An 18,518-nucleotide genomic window follows, 5' to 3' on the forward strand; every position below is an offset into this window, starting at 1 on the left:
CAACGTGAGCTCCGGCCTCAAGGCAATCCATTTTCTTCGGGACGTGGGATCAGAGGGTCATGCCCCTGGCGAGGAGGTCCATGGTCCGGTCGACGAGGTCGTGCAGGTCTTCCTGCTGGCCGCCGCTGACCCACTGCCACAGGGTCTCGTCGACGGCGGCCATCACGGCGACGCAGATGACGCGGACGGGCAGGGAGTCGGCGGGGTGTCCGGCGCGTTCGGCCAGGACGGCGGCGAGCATGTCCGCGTCCCGTGCGGCCTGTTCGGCGGTGCGGCCGCGGATCACCGGGACCTCGCGCACGAGGCGGGTGCGCTGGACGAGTTCGGTGCGGTCGGTGGCGTGGAGGTGGTCCAGGGTGTCGAGGACGGCGTGGCGCAGGGATTCGAGGACCGGTTCGCCGGCGGGGCGGGACCGCAGTCCGGCTGCCAGGAGCGGGTCCTGCTCGTCGGTGAGGACGATGTCCTCCTTGGTGGCGAAGTAGCGGAAGACGGTGCTGGGCGAGACCTCGGCGGCGGCGGCGATCTCCTCGACCCGGGTGGCCTCGTACCCGTTCTCGGCGAACAGGCGGTAGGCGGCGCGGCGGATCGCCTGCCGGGTCCGGGCCTTCTTCCGTTCCCGCAGCCCGGACCGGTCACCGGTGGTGCCCGTGGCGGGTGTGGGGGGCGTGGCTGGCGTGGGGGTCTCGGGGGTCATCGTTCGGCGGTCCTTCGGTCGGGGGCGGTGGTTCCAGGTCGGGGTGCGGGGGCCGGTGCGGGGGCGGGCAGGAACCGGAGCACGAGCAGAGCGACGGTCAGTGCGGCGGCCGCGCAGGCCGCCAGGAGGACACGCGTCCCGTCGGTGAAGGCGCGGTCGGCCGAGGCTGCCAGCCGGCCGTCCGTGAGGCGGTCGGCCACCAGATGGGCGGCGGCGACGGACTGCCGGGCCGCCACGGCCTGGGCGGCGGGGACGGCGTCGGTGTCCAGCCGGGCCGCGTACACGCTGGTCAGGATGCCACCGAGCACCGCCACTCCGAGCGCGGAACCGCACTGGCGCAGCGTGGTCAGCAGGCCGGAGCCGCTGCCGGCGCGTTCGGTGGGCAGTGCGCCCAGGGCGGCACCCACGGCGGGCACGATCGCCGTACCGAGTCCCAGGCCGGCCAGTGCCAGCCACAGCGCCAGGGCCGGGTATCCGCCCGCCTGCCCCACGGCCGCGCCGAGGAGGGTGGCGGCGGACAGGGTGAGCAGCCCGCCGCCGATCACGGCGCGCGGGCCGAAGCGGGCGGTGAGCGCGCCGGTCAGCCTGGGGGCGGCCGCCATGGCGGCCATCAGCGGCAGCATCGCCAGTCCGGCGCCCTGGCCGTCGTAGCCGCGGACGTCCTGGAGGTGCTGGGGCAGGGCGAACATGAGGGCGGCCAGGACGAACGAGACCAGCGTGGCCGCCGCCGTGCTCCACACGAACTCCGGCTGCCGCAGCAGGGACAGGTCCAGCAACGGCCGCTCCCGGCCGCGCGAGCGCCGTACCAGAGCGGCCAGCAGCACGGCCGAGGCCGCGGCCGCGCCCAGGACCGGAGGGCTGGCCCAGCCCCGTGCGGGTCCTTCGTTCAGGGCGAGGACCAGAGCGCCCAGTCCCGCGACCGTCAGCGCGGCGCCGGTGACGTCGAGCCGGGGCGAGGCCGGGTCCCGGCTCTCCGGCAGCAGGAACACGCAGGCCGCGATGCTGGCGAGCGCCAGCGGCACGTTGACCAGGAAGACCGAGCCCCACCAGAACCGCTCCACCAGCCAGCCGCCCAGCAACGGGCCGAGCGGGAACCCGAGCGCGGACACCGCCGACACGACGCCGAGGGCCCGGTCGCGCTCCCGCGGGCCGAACAGGGACGGCAGCACGGACAGTGCCAGCGGCATGACCAGTGCGGCACCCGCACCCATCAGCGCACGGGCCACGAGGACCGGCCAGACCGTGTGGGCGGAGGCACCCAGCAACGAGGCGCCCAGGAAGACCCCCAGGCCGGCGACGAGCACGCGCCGCCGGCCGAAGCGGTCGCCCAGCAGCCCGCCCGGGAGCATCAGGGCCGCGAGCACCACCAGGTAGCCGTTCACCATCCACTGCAACTGCCCGCCCGTGGCACCCAGCTCCGCCGAGATCGAGGGCAGCGCCACGTTCAGGACCGTCGCGTCCAGGCCGAGCAGCAGATTGCAGGCCACCAGGGCCGCCAGTGCCCACCAGCGCCGCGAGCGGGACAGCGCCGACGACGGGCACACCATGCCAACCTCCAGGAGAACCGAACCACGAATCTGACACCAGACTCCCATATGGGAGTCGACTGTCAAAATAGGGGGTCCGGGCGACGAGCCGCACCGGCCCCTGGGCATGCAACGGCGAGGCCCCGTGCTCCCGGGGTCGGGAGTACGGGGCCGTTGTGCGCGTTGGGGTCAGGCCGCTCGGGTGCGAGTGGCCGGGCCTGCCGTGGTCGGGCTACATCGGAAAGATCGGGGCGGAGACGACGTTCTCCTCGGCGCTGTCGTAGCAGGAGAACAAGCGGGCCTGGGCGCCCTGGTAGAGCCCGCCCCAGGAGTTGAGGCAGTTGGCGGAGGCGACCTTCGGCTGCATCTGCCTGCCGTTGCCCTTGTGGACCCAGTTGAACCAGGTGTCGTTCGCGGAGCCCTGGGTGCAGGGGTACAGGCGCATGTGGTTGCCGGTGACGTCGCCCCCCTCCCAGTTGTTCACGCACAGGGTGTGCACGTGGTCGTTGCTCGTGGCCGCCTGGATCTGGAAGTGGGTGGCGTCCGCCGGGTACAGCGACCACTGCTGGGCCTGGGTGCCGTTGCATCCCCAGATCTGGACCGTGGCGCCGGAGACGAAGTCGGCGCCGGAGACGTCGAGGCAGTAGCCGTTGGCGAACCGGACCTCACCCCAGACGGACCTGGTATCGGCGTGGGCGGTGCCGGTGCCGAGCGTGGCGGCGAGCAGAGGTGCTGCGGCGACGGCGGCGAACGTGGCCAGGAGTTTGCGCATGATGATCTTCCCCCGTTGATCGACAAGCTGTTGATCACGATCGTAGGGGAATCCCTCCGCACGATGATCACCGAGCGGCAACGAACAGGAGACGAAGCGGGGTCGTGGGCCCGGGGCCGGCGGCGGCCTCCGCATCCCGCCCAGGGTTCGGCGGGCAGACGCAGGGTGTCGACGGCGCCGCGCGGCGAGCGGATGCAGCGCCCGGGGGATGCGGCGCCCCGGGGGATTCAGCCGCGGGCCGCGCGGGGGCCCGGGAGAGCGAGGGCCAGGAGTGCGGCGACGGTGGTGAAGGCGGCCGCGGCGAGCAGGGCCCGTCCGTAGCCGGCGGTGGCGGCCTGGGCCGCGGTGCCGCCGTGGGAGGCGGCGGTGTGCGAGGCGACGGAGGCGAGCGCGGCGAGGCCGAGGGCGCCGCCGACCTGCCGTGAGGTGTTCACCAGCCCCGAGGCCAGCCCGGCCTCCTCGGGCCGGGAGCCGGCGGTGGCCGCGACGGTGAGCGGCATCGTGGCCAGGCCCAGGCCCAGGGTGCAGAGGACGAACGGCGGCAGGACGTCGGTGGCGTACGAGCCGTCGGCGGTGATCTGCGACAGCCAGCCGAACCCGGCGGTGCTGACCGCCGTGCCGAGGACCATCAGCGGGCGCGCGCCGGTCCGCCCGATCAGCCGGGTGGCGATCCGGGCGCCGGCGATGATCGCGAGCGCGCCGGGGACGAAGGCCAGGCCCGCCCGCAGTGGGTCCCACAGGAGGACCTGCTGGAAGTAGAGCGAGAGCAGGAACCACATCGCGAACATGGCCGCCCCCAGGGCGAACACGGTCGCGTTGGCCAGGACCAGCACGGGGCGGCGCAGGATCGTGAGCGGCACCAGCGGCTGGGCGGTGCGGGCCTCGATGACGGCGAACGCGGTGAGCAGCGCGAGGGCGGCCGCGACGGGGGCCCACACCTGGGGCGCGCCCCACGGGTGGGTCTCGGTGGCGACGATGCCGTAGGTGAGCAGGGTCAGCCCCAGGGTGACGGTGAGCGCCCCGGGCAGGTCCAGGCGGCGGCCGGCGCGCGGACGCTGCCCGACGGGGACGGAGCGGACGGCGGCGACCACCAGGACCATGCCGATCGGCACGTTGACGAAGAACACCCAGCGCCAGCCCGCGTACTGGGTGAGCACGCCGCCCAGCACCGCGCCGGCCGCGCCGCCCGCGGCCATCACGGCGCTCCAGGCGCCCATCGCCCGGGTGCGGGCGCGGGGTTCGGTGAAGGTGGTCATGATCAGGGTCAGGGTGGCCGGGGCGAGCATCGCGCCGCCGACGCCCTGGGTGGCGCGGGCGGCGATCAGCAGCGGGCCGTTGCCGGCCAGGCCGCAGACCAGGGAGGCGGTGGTGAAGGCGGCCAGCCCGGTGGTGAAGGCGCGCTTGGCGCCGATCAGGTCGGCGAGGCGGCCGCCGAGCAGCAGCAGCCCGGCGAAGCCGAGGGTGTAGGCGTTGACGATCCACTGGAGCCCGGCCGGGCTGAGGCCGAGGCTGTCGCGGACCTGCGGCAGGGCGACGTTCACGATCGACACGTCGAGGACGACCATGAACTGGGCGGCGCAGGCGATCCACAGGACGGTCGAGCTCCGGCGGTCCGGGGCGGAGGTCCCGTCGGTGCTTCCGTCCGGGGTGATGTCCGGGGTGGTGCCCGGGGTCGAGTCGGCGGGCGGGGTGGTGCGTGCGCGCGGTGCGGGGGCTGGCTCAGGCATGGGGGAAGAGTAACTCTATAAATAGAGTCCTCCTATTTCCTATCCGACTGCGGTGGGCGCTGCGTGTGCCGCGTCCAGGGCCGCGTCCCCCGCGTAGGCGGTGGCGATCCGCCCGAAGCCGCGCCGCAGCACCTCGTCCACACCGGCTTCGACGTCCCCGACCGGCGCCCCCTGGGCCAGCAGTCGGTGCCGGGCGCCGAACGCGGCGGAGGCCACCGCGCCCACCAGGCCGGCGAACAGCTCCTGGTCGGCCACGGCCGTCCGGCCGGCGGCCCGCTCGGTCAGCGCCGCGAGCAGCAGCTCCCGCCGCTCCCGGTCCAGCACCAGGTACGCGTCGCGCAGCGCCGGGCTCGCCAGCAGCACGCCCGCGAAGGTCCGGGACCGGGGCAGGCCGTCCTCGTCGAGCCCGATCCGGGTGACGGAACGGAAGCACGCCTCCAGGGCGGCGATCAGTCCCAGGGTGGTGCCCGCCCCCGCCACGGCCGCGGTCAGCCCCTGGTTGAAGTCGGCCCGGCGGCTGAAGAAGATCTCCTCCTTCGTCCGGAAGTGCGTGAACACCGTCGCGGGCGCGACCTCGGCCGCCGCCGCGATGTCGGTGAGCCGCACCTCCTCGAAGCCGTGTGCGGCGAACAGCCGGAACGCCGCGTCCCCGATGGTGCGACGGGTCCGCTCCCGCTTGCGTTCGCGCAGGCCGGAGGTGGTCTCGGCGGGGGTGTCGGTGCGGGTGGGCATGGATCAAGCCTAGCCGTAGTCGCCGGATTTCTGGAGTCGCTCCATTTCCGGGCCGCGCCAATGCCTTCGGTCGGACGGTTCGATGACGTAGGGTCAGCAGTCGACAGCGGAGCGAAGCGAAGGGTTGGACCCCATGGCCGAGCAGGGTGCCGCAGGCGCGGTGGAGACAGCGCGCCGTTACTACGGGAGCGCCGAGGTCGACGGCTTCTACGCCACGGTGTGGGGCGGGGAGGACATCCACACCGGGACGTACCTCGAACCGGACGAGTCCATCGCGCGGGCGTCCCGGCGCACCGTGGAACGGGTGGCGGCGAAGGTCGCCGGGCGGCTCGGGCGCCCCGGGGCCACGGTGCTGGACCTCGGGTCCGGGTACGGCGGTGCGACCCGCTACCTGGCCGGGCGCTTCGGGTGCCGGGTGGTCGCGCTCAACATCAGCGAGCGGCAGAACGCGCACCACCGGGCCGTCAACGCGGCCCACGGGCTCGACCGGTCGATCGAGGTCGTCACCGGCTCGTTCCAGGACATCCCCTTCCCGGACGGCCACTTCGACGTCGTCTGGTCGCAGGAGGCCTTCTGCCACAGCCCCGACCGCGACCGGCTGCTCGCCGAGGTCGCCCGGGTGCTCCGGCCCGGGGGCGAGGTGGTCTTCACCGACGTGATGGCCGCCGAGGGGGTCGCGCCCGAGACGCTGCGGGCGGTGGTGGCGCGACTGGAGGTGGCCGAACTCGCCACCCCCGGCTACTACTTGAAGCGGTTCGCCGAACTCGGCCCGCTCCGGGTCGACTTCGACGACGACGGCGGGCAACTCCTCACCCACTACCTGCGCCTGGTGGCGGAGACCGAACGCCGGGCCCCGGAGCTGCGCCGGCTCATCGGGCCGGACTACGTCGCGGGGCTGCTGGAGAACCTGCCGCTCTGGGTGGAGGCGTGCCGGCAGGGCCGGTTGAGCTGGGGGATCTTCCACGGCCGGGACGGCCGCGACGGGCACTGACCGGTCGGGGCCGCTGACCTGGACGGCCCGCCGGACCGGCAACGCTGCGAAAACGATGCGACTACCGGTGCAGCGTGTGAGTGCGCGACGGTCGGAACGTGCAGGCAATCACCGACCGGCCGCCCACCGGACCCGCCGTACCGGCCGTACCCGAGCGGACCGCCGACGGGCGGGCCCGGCTGCGCGTGCTGATGGCCGGGACCGCCCGGGGCGACGAGCGGGCCTTCGAGGAGCTCTACGCGGCCACCGCCGGCGCCGTGCTGGGCCTGGTGCTGCGGGTGGTGCGCGACCGCGCGCAGGCGGAGGAGGTCGTCCAGGAGGCGTTCTGGCAGGTCTGGCGGGAGGCCCCGCGCTACCGCCCCGAGCGGGGCGAGGTGCTGACCTGGATGCTCACCGTGGCCCACCACCGCGCCGTCGACCGGGTCCGCTCCGCCCGGGCGGCCGCCGACCGGGACCGCGCCGCCGCGCTGCGCGGCTACACCCCGGACTTCGACCAGGTCGCCGAGCAGGTCGAGGGCGCGCTGGAGCGCGAGCTGGAGCGCCGGACGGTCCGGCACGCGCTGGCCGGGCTGACCGAGGTCCAGCGCGAGTGCCTGCTGCTGGTCTACTTCGGCGGCTGCACCCACACCCAGGCCGCCGCCGCGCTCGGCGCGCCGCTGGGCACCGTCAAGACCCGCATCCGCGACGCCCTCGGCCGGCTGCGCGAGGAGCTCGGCGACGCGGCCGGGCCCCCGCCCCGGCCGCGCGCGCGTCGGCCGAGCGGGCCCCGGCGCCCCGTCGTAGGCTCGCGGCCGTGACCGCCCCGACCGCACCGGCCCCGGCCGGACTGACCACCGGAGCCCTCGCCCGCCGGCTCGGCGTCTCGCCCACCACCATCCGGTCCTGGGAGCGCCGCTACGGCATCGGCCCGGCCCACCGCGCCCCCGGGCGGCACCGCCGCTGGGAGCCGGAGGACGTGGCCGTCCTGGAGGAGATGTGCCGGCTCACCGCCCGGGGCGTCAACCCCGCCGAGGCCGCCCGGACGGCCCTGGCGGCCGGGTCCGGCCCTGGAACCGGCTCCGACTCCGGGTCCGGCTCCGGGCCCGGGCGGTCGACCGCCCGGACGGGGACGGCCTCCGGCGGCAACACCCTGCCGGTGGGCACCGTGCGCCCCGAGTGCCGGGGCCTGGCCCGGGCCGCCGTCCGGCTGGACGCCCCCGAGGTGGCCCGCATCCTGCGCCGCAGCGTCGACGAGCTCGGCGCCGTCGTCGCCTGGACGGAGGTGATGACCCCGGCGCTGCGGGCGGCCGGGCGCAAGTGGGTCGCCGAGGGCGAGCGCTACGTCGAGGTGGAGCACCTGCTGTCCTGGCACGTGGCGGCCGCGCTGCGCCGGGTCGCCGACCGGCCGGAGCCGCTGCCCGGCCCGGCCGTGCTGCTCGCCGGGATGCCGTCCGAACTGCACGCCCTCCCGCTGGAGGCGCTCGCCGCGGCGCTGGCCGAACGCGGCCTGCCGTTCCGGATGTTCGGCCCCGCCCTGCCGCCCGAGGCGCTGCTCGAAGCGGTGCGCCGGACCGGCCCGCCCGCCGTGCTGCTCTGGTCGCAGGTCACCCGCACCGCCGACCGGGCCCTGGTCGAACGGGTGGTCCGGACGGCCTGGGGCCCGCAGGGCGCGCGCACCCAGCCGGTGGTGCTGGTCGCCGGGCCGGGCTGGGCCGGCCCCCGCCGCCCACCGGGCACCCTGCGGCCGCGCGACCTCGCCACGGCCGTCGACCACCTGGAGGCGCTGCTCCGCTGACCAGGACCGGGGCACCCCCCCCGGCCCCCGGACACCCGCCGGGCACACCCACCGGGCACACCCCGCCGTACGGAAGGAACCGAAGGAGCGGACCATGGACGAGCCGACCCCGACCGGCAAGCACTGCCTGGTCACCGGCGCCACCGGCTACATCGGCGGCCGCCTGGTCCCCGAACTGCTCGCCGCCGGGCACCGCGTCCGCTGCCTGGCCCGCGACCCGGGCCGGCTGCGCGACCAGCCGTGGCGCGCCGAGGTGGAGGCGGTCGCGGGTGACGTCACCCGGCCGGAGGCGCTGGACGGCGCCTTCGACGGCGTCGACGTCGCCTACTACCTGGTCCACTCCCTCGGCACCGGGCCGGACTTCGAGTCCACCGACCGCCGCGCCGCCCGCGCCTTCGCCCGCGCGGCCGCCCGGGCCGGGGTCGGCCGGATCGTCTACCTCAGCGGGCTGGTGCCCGCCGGGGTGCCCGAGGCCGAGCTGTCCCCGCACCTGCGCTCGCGTGCCGAGGTCGGCCGGGTGCTGCGGGAGGCCGGGGTGCCCACCGCCGAACTGCGGGCCGCCGTCATCATCGGCTCCGGCTCCGCCTCCTTCGAGATGCTCCGCTACCTGACCGAACGCCTGCCCGCCATGGTCACCCCGCGCTGGGTCAACACCCGGATCCAGCCCGTCGCCGTCCGCGACGTGCTCCACTACCTGGTCGGCGCGGCCGGGCTGCCGCCCGAGGTCGACCGGGCCTTCGACATCGGCGGACCGGACGTGCTGACCTACCGGCTGATGATGCAGCGCTACGCCCGCGCGGCCGGCCTGCCGCCACGGCTGATCCTGCCGGTGCCGGTGCTCACCCCGGCGCTGTCCAGCCACTGGGTCGGCCTGGTCACCCCCGTGCCCGGGCCACTCGCCCGCCCGCTGGTGGAGTCGCTGCGGCACGAGGTCGTCTGCCACGAGCACGACGTCGCCCGCTGGATCCCCGACCCGCCGCAGGGCCTGACCGGTTTCGACCGCGCCCTCGAACTCGCCCTGCGCCGCATCCGCGAGGCCCGGGTCACCACCCGGTGGTCCTCCGCCTCGCTGCCCGGCGCCCCCAGCGACCCGCTGCCCACCGACCCCGACTGGGCCGGCGGCAGCCTCTACCAGGACCTGCGGGAACGGCGGGTGGACGCCGACCCGGCCGCCGTGTGGCGGGTCGTCGAGGGCGTCGGCGGCGACAACGGCTGGTACTCCCTCCCGTTCGCCTGGGCGCTGCGCGGCACCCTCGACCGGCTGGCCGGCGGGGTCGGCCTGCGACGCGGCCGACGCGACCCGGAGCACCTGCGGGTCGGCGACGCCCTCGACTTCTGGCGGGTCGAGGAGATCGAACCCGGGCGTCTGCTGCGGCTGCGGGCCGAGATGCGGCTGCCCGGCCTGGCCTGGCTCGAACTGCGGGTCTCCCCGGACGGCGAAGGCGGCGCCCGCTACCGCCAGCGCGCCCTGTTCCACCCGCACGGACTGGCCGGCCACGCCTACTGGTGGTCGGTGGCGCCGTTCCACTCGGTGGTCTTCGACGCCATGGCGCGCAACATCACCGAACGGGCCCGGCATGCCGCCTGACCGGTCGCCCACCGTGGCGGGGCGGACCGCGGGAGCACCGCCAATCCGCGCGGTGACCCGCTCCGAAGGACCGGGTACGGTCCGGCACCCGCCGCACCCGCCGCACCCGCCGCACCCGCCGCACCCCACCCCCAGAACCCCGACCGCACCCGCTCCGAGGTCCCGCCGATGACCGTCTCGATCGCCCTGTTCACCCAGGACCTGCGCCTGCACGACAACCCCGTGCTGCACGCCGCCCGCGCCGCCGCGGACCAGGTGGTGCCGCTGTTCGTCCTCGACCCGGCCGTCGAGGCGGCCGGCTTCGCCGCCCCCAACCGGCTGGCCTTCCTGGCCGACTGCCTCGCCGACCTGGACGCCTCGCTGCGCCGCACCGGCTCCCGGCTGATCGTCCGCCGGGGGCCGACCGCCGAGCAGACGGCCGGGCTCGCCGCCGAGACCGGGGCCGGGACGGTGCACGTCGCCGCCGGGGTCAGCGGCTACGCCCGGCGGCGCGAGGCCGCGCTGCTCGCCCTGTTCGGCGACCGGCTGCACGTCCACGACGCCTCGGTGACCGTCGTGCCGCCCGGCCGGGTCGCCCCGGCGGGCCGCGACCACTACGCCGTCTTCACCCCGTACCACCGGGCCTGGCAGCAGACCCCGCACCGCACCGTGCTGGGCGCGCCCCGGGTGATCCGCACACCGGACGGCATCGGCAGCGAGAACCTCGCGGTCAGCGGCCCGTTCTCACCCTCGCTGCCGCGCGGCGGCGAGACCGCGGCCCGGGAGCGCTGGCGGCGCTGGGACGTCGACGCGTACGCCGACGTCCACGACGACCTGGCGGCCGACGACACCTCCCGGCTCTCCCCGTACCTGCACTTCGGCTGCCTGTCGGCCACCGAGCTGACCGCCCGCGCCCTCCAGCGCGGCGGCCCCGGGGCGGAGGCCTTCGTCCGGCAGCTGGCCTGGCGGGACTTCCACCACCAGGTGCTCGCCGCCCGGCCCGACGCCGCGCACCGCGACTACCGCACCCGGGAGGACCGCTGGCACCGGGACGAGCACGAGGCCCAGGCCTGGCGGGAGGGCCGCACCGGCTACCCGATCGTCGACGCCGGGATGCGCCAGCTCGCCGAGGAGGGCTGGATGCACAACCGGGCCCGGCTGCTGACGGCCAGCTTCCTCGCCAAGTCCCTCTACCTGGACTGGCGGATCGGCGCCGCCCACTTCCTCTCCCTGCTGGTCGACGGCGACGTCGCGAACAACCAGCTCAACTGGCAGTGGGTGGCCGGCACCGGCACCGACACCCGGCCCAACCGGGTGCTCAACCCGCTGCGCCAGGCCGACCGCTACGACCCCGACGGGGCCTACGTACGGCGCTGGGTACCGGAGTTGGCCCACCTGCCCGGGCCGGCCGTGCACCGCCCGTGGATGCTCGCCCCCGAGTACCCGGACCCGATCATCGCCCCCGACGCGCTGATGGTCCGGATGCGCGCGGCCCGGGAGCTGGACGCCCCGTAGCACCACCGCCGTTGGGCCACCGCCGTTCGTACCGCTCCCCGCTCCCCGCTCCCGGCTCCCCGCCCCGGTCGCTCAGCGTTGTGGACGGGCGCCGGCCGGGCTGACGAGGCGGTCGCCGACGAGCCGGGTGCCGGCCTGCTTGACCTGCCTCAGCACGGGGGAGACCTCCATGCCCTGGAGCCCGGCGAGGGACCCGATCCGCTCCGACGTGAACACGAACAGTTCGTCGAGGTCCCGGCAGTGCGCGACGGCGTGGAGGTTCCAGGGCCCGGAGACGGCCGCGGCGAAGGCGATCCCTGGCTCCTGCGCCAGGGCGCGGCCCGCGGTCTTCAGCTCCGAGGGGTGCACCCGGAGCCAGAGGTGGGCGCGGGCGTGGTAGCCCAGGGCCGCCGCGGCGATCTCCACGTCGAGGTGGACGGCGCGGTGCCGGAGCAGGGTGTCCAGGCGCCGGGAGACGCGCCCCGGGGTGAGCCCGGCGGCCGCGGCGAGGTCGACCAGACCGGCCCGGCCGTCGGCGGCGAGCGCGGCGAGCAGCTTCTCGTCCTCCGGGGCGAGGTGCAGCGGATCGCGGGGGACGACCGGGGACTCGGTGAACGGGGGTCCGTCGCCGCCCAGTGCCGCCTCCTCCTGCGGGGACAGCGTGCCCTGGAGGGCGGACCAGTAGTGGCCGCGCCCGCCGAGGAACTGGCGGAGCATGGCGACGGCGTTGATGTCGAGCACCGCGGCCGTACGGGGCAGCCGCTGCCCGAGGAGGTCCTCGCGCTGTTCCCGGGTCCGGGACTGCGTCGCGCAGGTGATCTCGCAGCCCGCCGCGTCCAGCGACACCCAGTTGACGTCGTCCCGCCCGGCCAGCGCGTCGGCGATCGCCGGGGCGCTCCCGGGGCGGCAGCGCAGCCGCACCAGCCACCTGCTCTGCCCCAGGGCGCCCGGGTTGACCACGCCGGCCACCCGGATGACGCCGTCGGCGCACAGGCGGCGGTAGCGGCGGTTGACAGCGCCCTCGGTCAGGCCGAGGGCGGTCGCGATCGCGGCGAACGAGGCCCGCGGAGCGATCTGCAACGCCCGGATGATTCGCACGTCGTCGGGCTGGATCGGAGTGGATTCCGACATCGGGGACCTTGCCATGGGGGCGATCCTACGGACGGGGGCCGGTGGCTCGCCCGGGTGGCGGTGCGGGCGGAACACTCGGCGGTGCCCGAAGCGGGAAGCAGGGCTCGCAGCAGCGAGACCCCGAAGACCCGAAGACCCGAAGAGATGGGGATGACGCCGGATGTCATCGACAGGCAGCGCACCGCACCCACCGACCGCCCTGATCGTCGGGGCCTCTCGCGGCCTCGGCCACGCGATGGCGGCGGAGTTCCTCGACCGGGGCTGGTCGGTGGTCGGCACGGTGCGCGACCCCGCGGCCCGCACGCCGCTGCACGAGCTGGCGGACCGCGCCGGCGGGCGGGTGACCGTCGAGCAGCTCGACGTCAACGACCCCGGCCTGCTGCCCCCGCTGCACGAACGGCTGGCGCACCGACGGTTCGACGTGCTCTTCGTCAACGCGGGCACCACCAGCAACGAGCGGACACCGATCGGGGCGGTCACGACCGCCGATTTCGTCGACGTGATGGTCACCAACGCGCTCGGCCCCCTGCGCGTCATCGAAGCCTTCGAGGACCTGGTCGCCCCTGCGGGCCTGATCGGGGTGATGTCCTCCGGGCAGGGCAGCATCACGGACAACACGTCCGGCGGCCGCGAGGTCTACCGGGGCAGCAAGGCGGCCCTGAACATGTTCCTGCGGAGCTTCGCGGCCCGGCGCAGCGGCACCGGGCGGGCCTTCCTGCTCCTGGCGCCGGGCTGGATCCGCACGGACCTGGGCGGCCCGGACGCGCCGTTCACCGTCGAGGAGACCGTCCCCCTGCTGGTGGACGTCCTGCTGTCCCGGCTGGGCACGCCCGGACTGGCGTACCTGGACCGGTTCGGCCGGACCGTCCCCTGGTAGGTCCCGCCGGGCGCAGGCACGGGGTTGACGGGTGCCGGCGCGGGACAGGTCGGCGCGGGACAGGCCGGTGGGCCGCAGCGAGGCTGCGGCCCACACGGGTTGGAGCTGTGCGCGTCGTACGGTCGCTCAGGAGGCGTTGAGGGCCGCGTCGTCGATGACGAAGCTGGTCTGCAGGGAGGAGTCCTCGGTGCCGGTGAACTTGAGGGTCACGCTCTGGCCCGCGAAGCTCGACAGGTCGAAGGTCCGCTGCACGTAGCCGGTGCCGGCGTCGACGTTGGAGTAGGTGTGCAGGGTGGTGGAGTTGGCCTGGACGGTGAGCTTGTCGTAGGCCGTGGTGCCGGTCTCGGCGGTGTCGACGTGCAGCCAGAAGCTGAGCGTCGCCTTGCAGCCGGCCGGGATGGTGACGGTCTGGCTCAGGGTGTCGGTGTGGGTGCTGCCGTAGCCGTCGAGCCAGGCCTTCCAGGAGCCGGAGTGGCTCGGCTCGCTGCTGGAGTTGTCGATCACGCCGCTGGACGCGGTCCACGGGGAGGCGGTGCCGGTCTCGAAGCCGGGGTTGCCGAGCAGCTGGCCGCCGCCGGTGCAGGTGCCGCCGCCGGTGCCCGCGACGGTCCAGGTGAAGGAGGCGGAGCCGGTGGCGCCGGTGGTGTCCTTGGCGGTGACCGTGACGTTGTTGCTGCCCGCCGTGGTCGGGGTGCCGGAGATCAGGCCGGACGAGGAGTTGATCGACAGTCCGGCCGGCAGGCCGGTGGCCGAGTAGCTGAGGCTCTGGCCGGAGGCCGAGTCACTGGCGTGGATCTGCAGGCTGGCCGCGGTGCCGACGGTGCCGCTCTGGTTGCCGGGGCCGGTGACCGTGACGGTGTTGCCGCCGCTGCTGCCGCCGGCCGTGAAGGCGGCCAGGCCGTTGGGGGTGCCGAGGCCGGTCGGTCCGTCGTAGCCGGCGCCGGCGGTGCAGAGGTAGGTCGGCGAGCAGGTGCCGTTGGCGCCGCTGGTCACGTCGTTCAGCGAACCGGCGTGCTGGTAGGCGTACTTGGCCGGGACGTCGCCCGCGCCCGGGGCGCCCGCGTCGGCGTAGACGGCGGCGATGATCGGCGCGGAGGCGCTGGTGCCGCCGTACACGGCCCAGCCGCTGCCGCCGTAGGTCTGGTAGACGGCGACGCCGGTGGCCGGGTCGGCGACGGCGGAGACGTCCGCGATGGTGCGGTTGGCGCAGCCGCTGTCGGTCTGCCAGCTGGGCTTGGGGTCGTAGGCGGAGCAGCCGGAGCCGGCGCCCTCGCCGCCGGAGCTGGTGCCCCAGACGGACTCGCTCCAGCCGCGGGCGTTGGAGGCGCGGGTCAGCGAGGTGCCGCCGACGGAGGTGACGTACTGGGAGCCGGCCGGGTACTGGGCGCCGTAGCCGGAGTCGCCGGAGGAGGCGGTGATGGCCACGCCGGGGTGGTTGAAGTACTGGCTGTCCGAGGTGGTGTCGCTGGAGTCCTCGGCGCCGCCGTAGCTGTTGGAGACGAACTTCGCGCCCTGGGCGACGGCCTGGTTGACCGAGGCGCCGAGGTCGCCCATGGTCGCCGAGTTGGCCTCGACCAGCAGGATGTGGGCGTTCGGCGCGACCGCGGAGACCATGTCGAGGTCGAGGGAGATCTCGCCCGACCAGCCGGTGTCGGAGGTCGGGTAGCTGGTGCCGCCGTTCTGGTCGATCTTCTTGAAGCAGCCGTTGGCGGTGGTGCACGCAGGCAGCCCGTACTGCGTGCGGTAGGTCGCCAGGTCGGACTCGGCGTTGGGGTCGTCCTGCGCGTCGATGATGGCGACGGTCTGACCGGCGCCCCCGTTGGCGGGCAGGGCGTAGGCGCTCTGCAGGTCGCCGGGGCCGAGGCCGGACGGCGTCGCGTCCGGCGAGACCGCGTTCAGGGCGAAGGCGTGCGGCTGGACGACGTCGGTGCGCACCAGCGCGTCGCAGGCCATCCGGTGCGGGCCGCTCGGCTTGGCGCACACGTGCCGGACGCCGCTGCCGGCGGCGCCGGCCTGGCCGGACCAGGTGGCCGAGGCGTCGGCCGGGGCGGCCAGCGCGAGGCCGGCGGCGACCACGGCGCCGACCGCGAAGGTCGCGGTGCCGGCCCGGAGCCGGCGGTGCCGCAGGGGGGAACGGAGGAAGTTGCGCAACGGAGCCCTCCCAGGTGGGGGGTGGGACCCCGGGGGCGCCGAGGAGGCCGTCGTCAGGCGGCCGGTCGGCGGGCAGGCCCGGGGTGTGAGGGGGAGACGCGCACGAGCAGACGGCTGCCCTGGAGGGTCGGCGGGGCACGGCACGTCGGCCCGTGGGGGACGGGGGGCGCCGCCGGACGATCGATGATCGGGGCATGCCAAGGAGGTGGTGCCGAGCCTTCACGGCGTCAGCGGTAGGAAGGTAGCCAAGTCCGGTGGCGGCGAACAAGGCCGAAGTCCACCCCATGACCGAGGCTTGACCGGGCGGGATCCCGCCACTGGCGCCGCCTCGCCGCCGGCCGCGCTGAGCGGCGGTTCACCTCGCACACGGAACGGCCGAGGCCGGGCCGGGCCCCGCGCCGTACGGCCGGGCCGGCGCGGTGGGCGGCCGGGCGGCTTCGGTTCGTCAACACCCCACCGCACGAGGGCGGTTCAGCGGCGGTGGGGGAAGGAGCGCCGGGGTGTCAGGGCGCATTGGGTCGGGTCGGGTCGGGGTCGGGTCGCGTCAGGGCGCGTCGGGTCCGTCGCGCAGGATGGGGCGTACGGGGTTCGCCGGGCGGGACCCGGTTGGGCGCCGGGGCGATTCGGGTACCTCCCTTGGCATGTCGGACGAGAAGAACCGCGCCGTGGCCGAGGCGATCCTCCCGCTGGTCGGCGGCGCCGCCAACATCCGCTCGGTGGCCCACTGCATGACCCGGCTCCGGCTGGGCCTGGCGGACCGCTCCCTGGTCGACCGCGCGGCGCTCGCGGCGCTGCCGGCCGTCCTGGGCACGGTCGACGACGACACCTACCAGATCGTGCTCGGCCCGGCGGCCGTCGCCGGGGTCACCGCGCAGCTGCTGCGGCTGCTCGACACCGGCGGTGGGGCCGAGACGGCGGACGGTCCGGTCCCCACTGCCTCGGCCCCCACCGCCTCGGCTCCCACTGCCGAGGACCTCGCCGGGCGCGGGGAGCGGATCCGGGCGCAGGCCCGGGTGCGCAACGCGACCCCGGTCAAGCGGGCGCTGCGCCGGATCGCGAACGTCTTCGTCCCGCTGATCCCCGCCCTGATCGGCTGCGGCATCGTCGCGGCGCTCGCCGGGGCGCTGGCCAACCTCGGCTGGGCCCCGGCCCTGGTCGCCGCGCTGACGGCCGTCTCCTCGGGGTTCATGTCCCTGCTCGCCGTCTTCGTCGGCTACAACACGGCGAAGGAGTTCGGCGGCACGCCCGTGCTCGGCGGGGCGGTGGCCGGGGTGATCGTCTACGCCGGGGTCGCCAAGGTGGAGGCCTTCGGCCAGCACCTCACCCCCGGCCAGGGCGGCGTGGTCGGGGCGCTGCTCGCCGCGCTGCTGGCCGTCCAGCTGGAGCGCTGGACACGGCGGATCGTGCCCGCCGCCCTGGACGTCCTGGTCACCCCCACCGTCACCGTCCTGTTCGGCGGGCTGGCCGCCCTGTACGGCCTGATGTACGTCGCCGGGGAGGTCTCCACCGGCATCGGCCACGCCGCCACCTGGCTGCTCGCCCACGGCGGACTGCTCGCCGGGATGGTGCTCGGCGGCCTCTTCCTGCCGCTGGTGATGCTCGGCCTGCACCAGGCGCTGATCCCGATCCACACCACCCTGATCCAGCAGCAGGGCTCCACCGTGCTGCTGCCGATCCTCGCCATGGCCGGCGCCGGGCAGGTCGGCTGCGCCGCGGCCGTCTACCTCCGGCTGCGCCACAACGCCTCGATCCGGGCGACGATCCGCTCCGCCCTCCCGGCCGGGCTGCTCGGCATCGGCGAACCCCTGGTCTACGGGGTCACCCTGCCGCTCGGCCGCCCGTTCGTCACGGCCTGCGTGGGCGGCGCCGCCGGTGGCGCCTTCGTCGGCGTGGCCGGCCAGCTCGGCAGCGCCGTCGGCTCCACCGCCGTCGGCCCGTCCGGCTGGGCCCTGTTCCCGCTGCTGGCGGGCCCGCACGGCCTGGCCGCGAGCGCGGCCGTCTACGGCGGCGGCCTGCTGACCGGCTATGTCGTCGGCTTCCTGGCCACCTACTTCTTCGGCTTCACCCGGGCGATGCTCGCCGAGTACGACGCGCCGGCCCCGTCGCCGGTGCTCCCCGCAGTCGAGCCGGTCGCCGGCACCGAGTAGCGCGCTCCCTTCGCGCCCCGCCCCTACGCACCCGCTCCTTCGCGGTCTGCCCCGTGACGCCTTGACGGGGTGACGGTTCGTTATGTCCGCGTGACCTCTCGGGCTGACCCGGCGGGTCTACCTTTGTCGACGCTCGGCCAACTCCACCCCCTCACAAGGGAGTAGCCATGCCCGAAGCACGTCGGCGCACCCTCGCCGTGACCACCGCCCTGCTGACCGTCCTCGGCGCCGCCGCACCGGCCGTCGCCGCCACCGCCCCCAGCCTCGTCCAGGCCCCGCTCGCCGCCCACCACGGCGGCGGCACGCTGCACAGCACCAGCGGCAACTGGTCCGGCTACGCCGCCACCGGCGGCCGGTTCACCAGCGTCAAGGCCAGCTGGGTCCAGCCCGCCGTCTCTTGCACCGGCACCGACACCTGGTCCAGCTTCTGGGTCGGCCTGGACGGCGACGGCAGCAACAGCGTCGAGCAGACCGGCACCGAGGCCGACTGCTCCGGCGGCTCGCCGGTGTACTCGTCCTGGTACGAGATGTACCCGGCGTACCCGGTCGACTTCAGCAACACCGTGCGGCCCGGCGACCACTTCACCGCGAGCGTCACCACCAACGGCAGCGGCTCCTTCACCCTCACCCTCGCCGACACCACGGCGGGCTGGAGCCGGACCGTCAACAAGTCCCTCAAGAGCGCCGCCCTGGCCTCCGCCGAGGTGATCGCCGAGGCCCCCTCCAGCTCCACCGGGGTGCTCCCGCTGTCGAACTTCCACTCGGTGGCGTTCAGCGGCGCGAGCGTCAACGGCCAGAGCCTGGGCGGGTTCAACCCGGACGCCATCACGATGGCCTCCGGCGGCGTCACCAAGGCCACCACCTCCGGGCTGAGCGGCGGCAGCGCCTTCTCGGTGAGCTGGAAGCACAGCTGACCCCGAGCGTGCGGAAGGCCG

15 protein-coding genes are annotated in these 18,518 nt (G+C 75.2%); 8 read left to right on the forward strand and 7 right to left on the reverse strand.

What is annotated here, in order from left to right; genetic code table 11:
* Positions 1-49: 49 nt before the first annotated feature.
* From ACFY2K_RS24970 to ACFY2K_RS24990, 5 genes are all read right to left on the reverse strand, one after another.
* Positions 50-694: a TetR/AcrR family transcriptional regulator gene (locus tag ACFY2K_RS24970; protein ID WP_387714142.1), complete on the reverse strand. Its 645-nt coding sequence runs from the start codon at positions 692-694 to the stop codon at positions 50-52.
* Positions 691-2,241, reverse strand: coding sequence for an MFS transporter (locus ACFY2K_RS24975; protein ID WP_387714145.1), 1,551 nt, complete (start codon positions 2,239-2,241; stop codon positions 691-693). Before ACFY2K_RS24975 ends, ACFY2K_RS24970 begins: the two co-directional genes overlap by 4 nt.
* 211 nt (positions 2,242-2,452) lie before the next feature.
* Positions 2,453-2,992 carry an RICIN domain-containing protein gene (locus ACFY2K_RS24980; RefSeq protein ID WP_380396498.1) on the reverse strand — a complete coding sequence of 180 codons (540 nt, stop codon included), beginning with the start codon at positions 2,990-2,992 and terminating at the stop codon, positions 2,453-2,455.
* Positions 2,993-3,219: 227 nt separating this feature from the next.
* The gene (locus ACFY2K_RS24985; RefSeq protein WP_387714148.1) at positions 3,220-4,719 is read right to left on the reverse strand and encodes an MFS transporter; all 1,500 of its coding nucleotides are present in this window, start codon (positions 4,717-4,719) and stop codon (positions 3,220-3,222) included.
* 39 nt (positions 4,720-4,758) lie between these two features.
* Complete coding sequence (locus ACFY2K_RS24990; RefSeq protein ID WP_380523373.1) at positions 4,759-5,451, reverse strand: TetR/AcrR family transcriptional regulator; 693 nt, start codon at positions 5,449-5,451, stop codon at positions 4,759-4,761.
* Positions 5,452-5,584: 133 nt separating this feature from the next.
* Between ACFY2K_RS24990 and ACFY2K_RS24995 the strand changes: the two genes are divergently transcribed.
* The 5 genes from ACFY2K_RS24995 to ACFY2K_RS25015 all read left to right on the forward strand — a co-directional run bounded on the left by ACFY2K_RS24995 (position 5,585) and on the right by ACFY2K_RS25015 (position 11,298).
* Positions 5,585-6,442, forward strand: a complete 858-nt coding sequence (locus tag ACFY2K_RS24995; protein ID WP_387714151.1) for an SAM-dependent methyltransferase — start codon at positions 5,585-5,587, stop codon at positions 6,440-6,442.
* 191 nt (positions 6,443-6,633) lie between these two features.
* The gene (locus tag ACFY2K_RS25000; RefSeq protein ID WP_380523382.1) at positions 6,634-7,239 is read left to right on the forward strand and encodes a sigma-70 family RNA polymerase sigma factor; all 606 of its coding nucleotides are present in this window, start codon (positions 6,634-6,636) and stop codon (positions 7,237-7,239) included.
* Positions 7,236-8,216 carry a MerR family transcriptional regulator gene (locus ACFY2K_RS25005; RefSeq protein ID WP_387714154.1) on the forward strand — a complete coding sequence of 327 codons (981 nt, stop codon included), beginning with the start codon at positions 7,236-7,238 and terminating at the stop codon, positions 8,214-8,216. Before ACFY2K_RS25000 ends, ACFY2K_RS25005 begins: the two co-directional genes overlap by 4 nt.
* A gap of 94 nt (positions 8,217-8,310) precedes the next feature.
* Positions 8,311-9,804: an SDR family oxidoreductase gene (locus ACFY2K_RS25010; protein ID WP_380523370.1), complete on the forward strand. Its 1,494-nt coding sequence runs from the start codon at positions 8,311-8,313 to the stop codon at positions 9,802-9,804.
* 168 nt (positions 9,805-9,972) lie between these two features.
* On the forward strand, positions 9,973-11,298 hold the full coding sequence (locus tag ACFY2K_RS25015; protein WP_387714157.1) for a cryptochrome/photolyase family protein: 1,326 nt from the start codon (positions 9,973-9,975) through the stop codon (positions 11,296-11,298).
* Between the two features lie 72 nt (positions 11,299-11,370).
* Here ACFY2K_RS25015 and ACFY2K_RS25020 read toward each other — a convergent pair whose 3' ends face one another.
* Complete coding sequence (locus tag ACFY2K_RS25020; protein WP_387714160.1) at positions 11,371-12,423, reverse strand: Lrp/AsnC family transcriptional regulator; 1,053 nt, start codon at positions 12,421-12,423, stop codon at positions 11,371-11,373.
* A gap of 145 nt (positions 12,424-12,568) precedes the next feature.
* On the opposite strand from ACFY2K_RS25020, the gene ACFY2K_RS25025 reads away from it, so the two are divergent.
* A complete protein-coding gene (locus tag ACFY2K_RS25025; protein ID WP_380588161.1) occupies positions 12,569-13,285 on the forward strand; it encodes an SDR family NAD(P)-dependent oxidoreductase in 717 nt (238 codons plus the stop codon).
* 126 nt (positions 13,286-13,411) lie between these two features.
* On the opposite strand, the gene ACFY2K_RS25030 is transcribed toward ACFY2K_RS25025, so the two are convergent.
* Complete coding sequence (locus ACFY2K_RS25030; protein WP_387714163.1) at positions 13,412-15,436, reverse strand: putative Ig domain-containing protein; 2,025 nt, start codon at positions 15,434-15,436, stop codon at positions 13,412-13,414.
* A 641-nt stretch (positions 15,437-16,077) separates the two neighbouring features.
* Between ACFY2K_RS25030 and ACFY2K_RS25035 the strand changes: the two genes are divergently transcribed.
* A complete protein-coding gene (locus ACFY2K_RS25035; protein WP_387714166.1) occupies positions 16,078-17,583 on the forward strand; it encodes a PTS transporter subunit EIIC in 1,506 nt (501 codons plus the stop codon).
* A 167-nt stretch (positions 17,584-17,750) separates the two neighbouring features.
* Complete coding sequence (locus ACFY2K_RS25040; protein ID WP_380588166.1) at positions 17,751-18,497, forward strand: G1 family glutamic endopeptidase; 747 nt, start codon at positions 17,751-17,753, stop codon at positions 18,495-18,497.
* Positions 18,498-18,518 lie beyond the last annotated feature (21 nt).

Source organism: Kitasatospora sp. NPDC001309 (assembly GCF_042896295.1).
Classification (GTDB): Bacteria; Actinomycetota; Actinomycetes; order Streptomycetales; family Streptomycetaceae; genus Kitasatospora.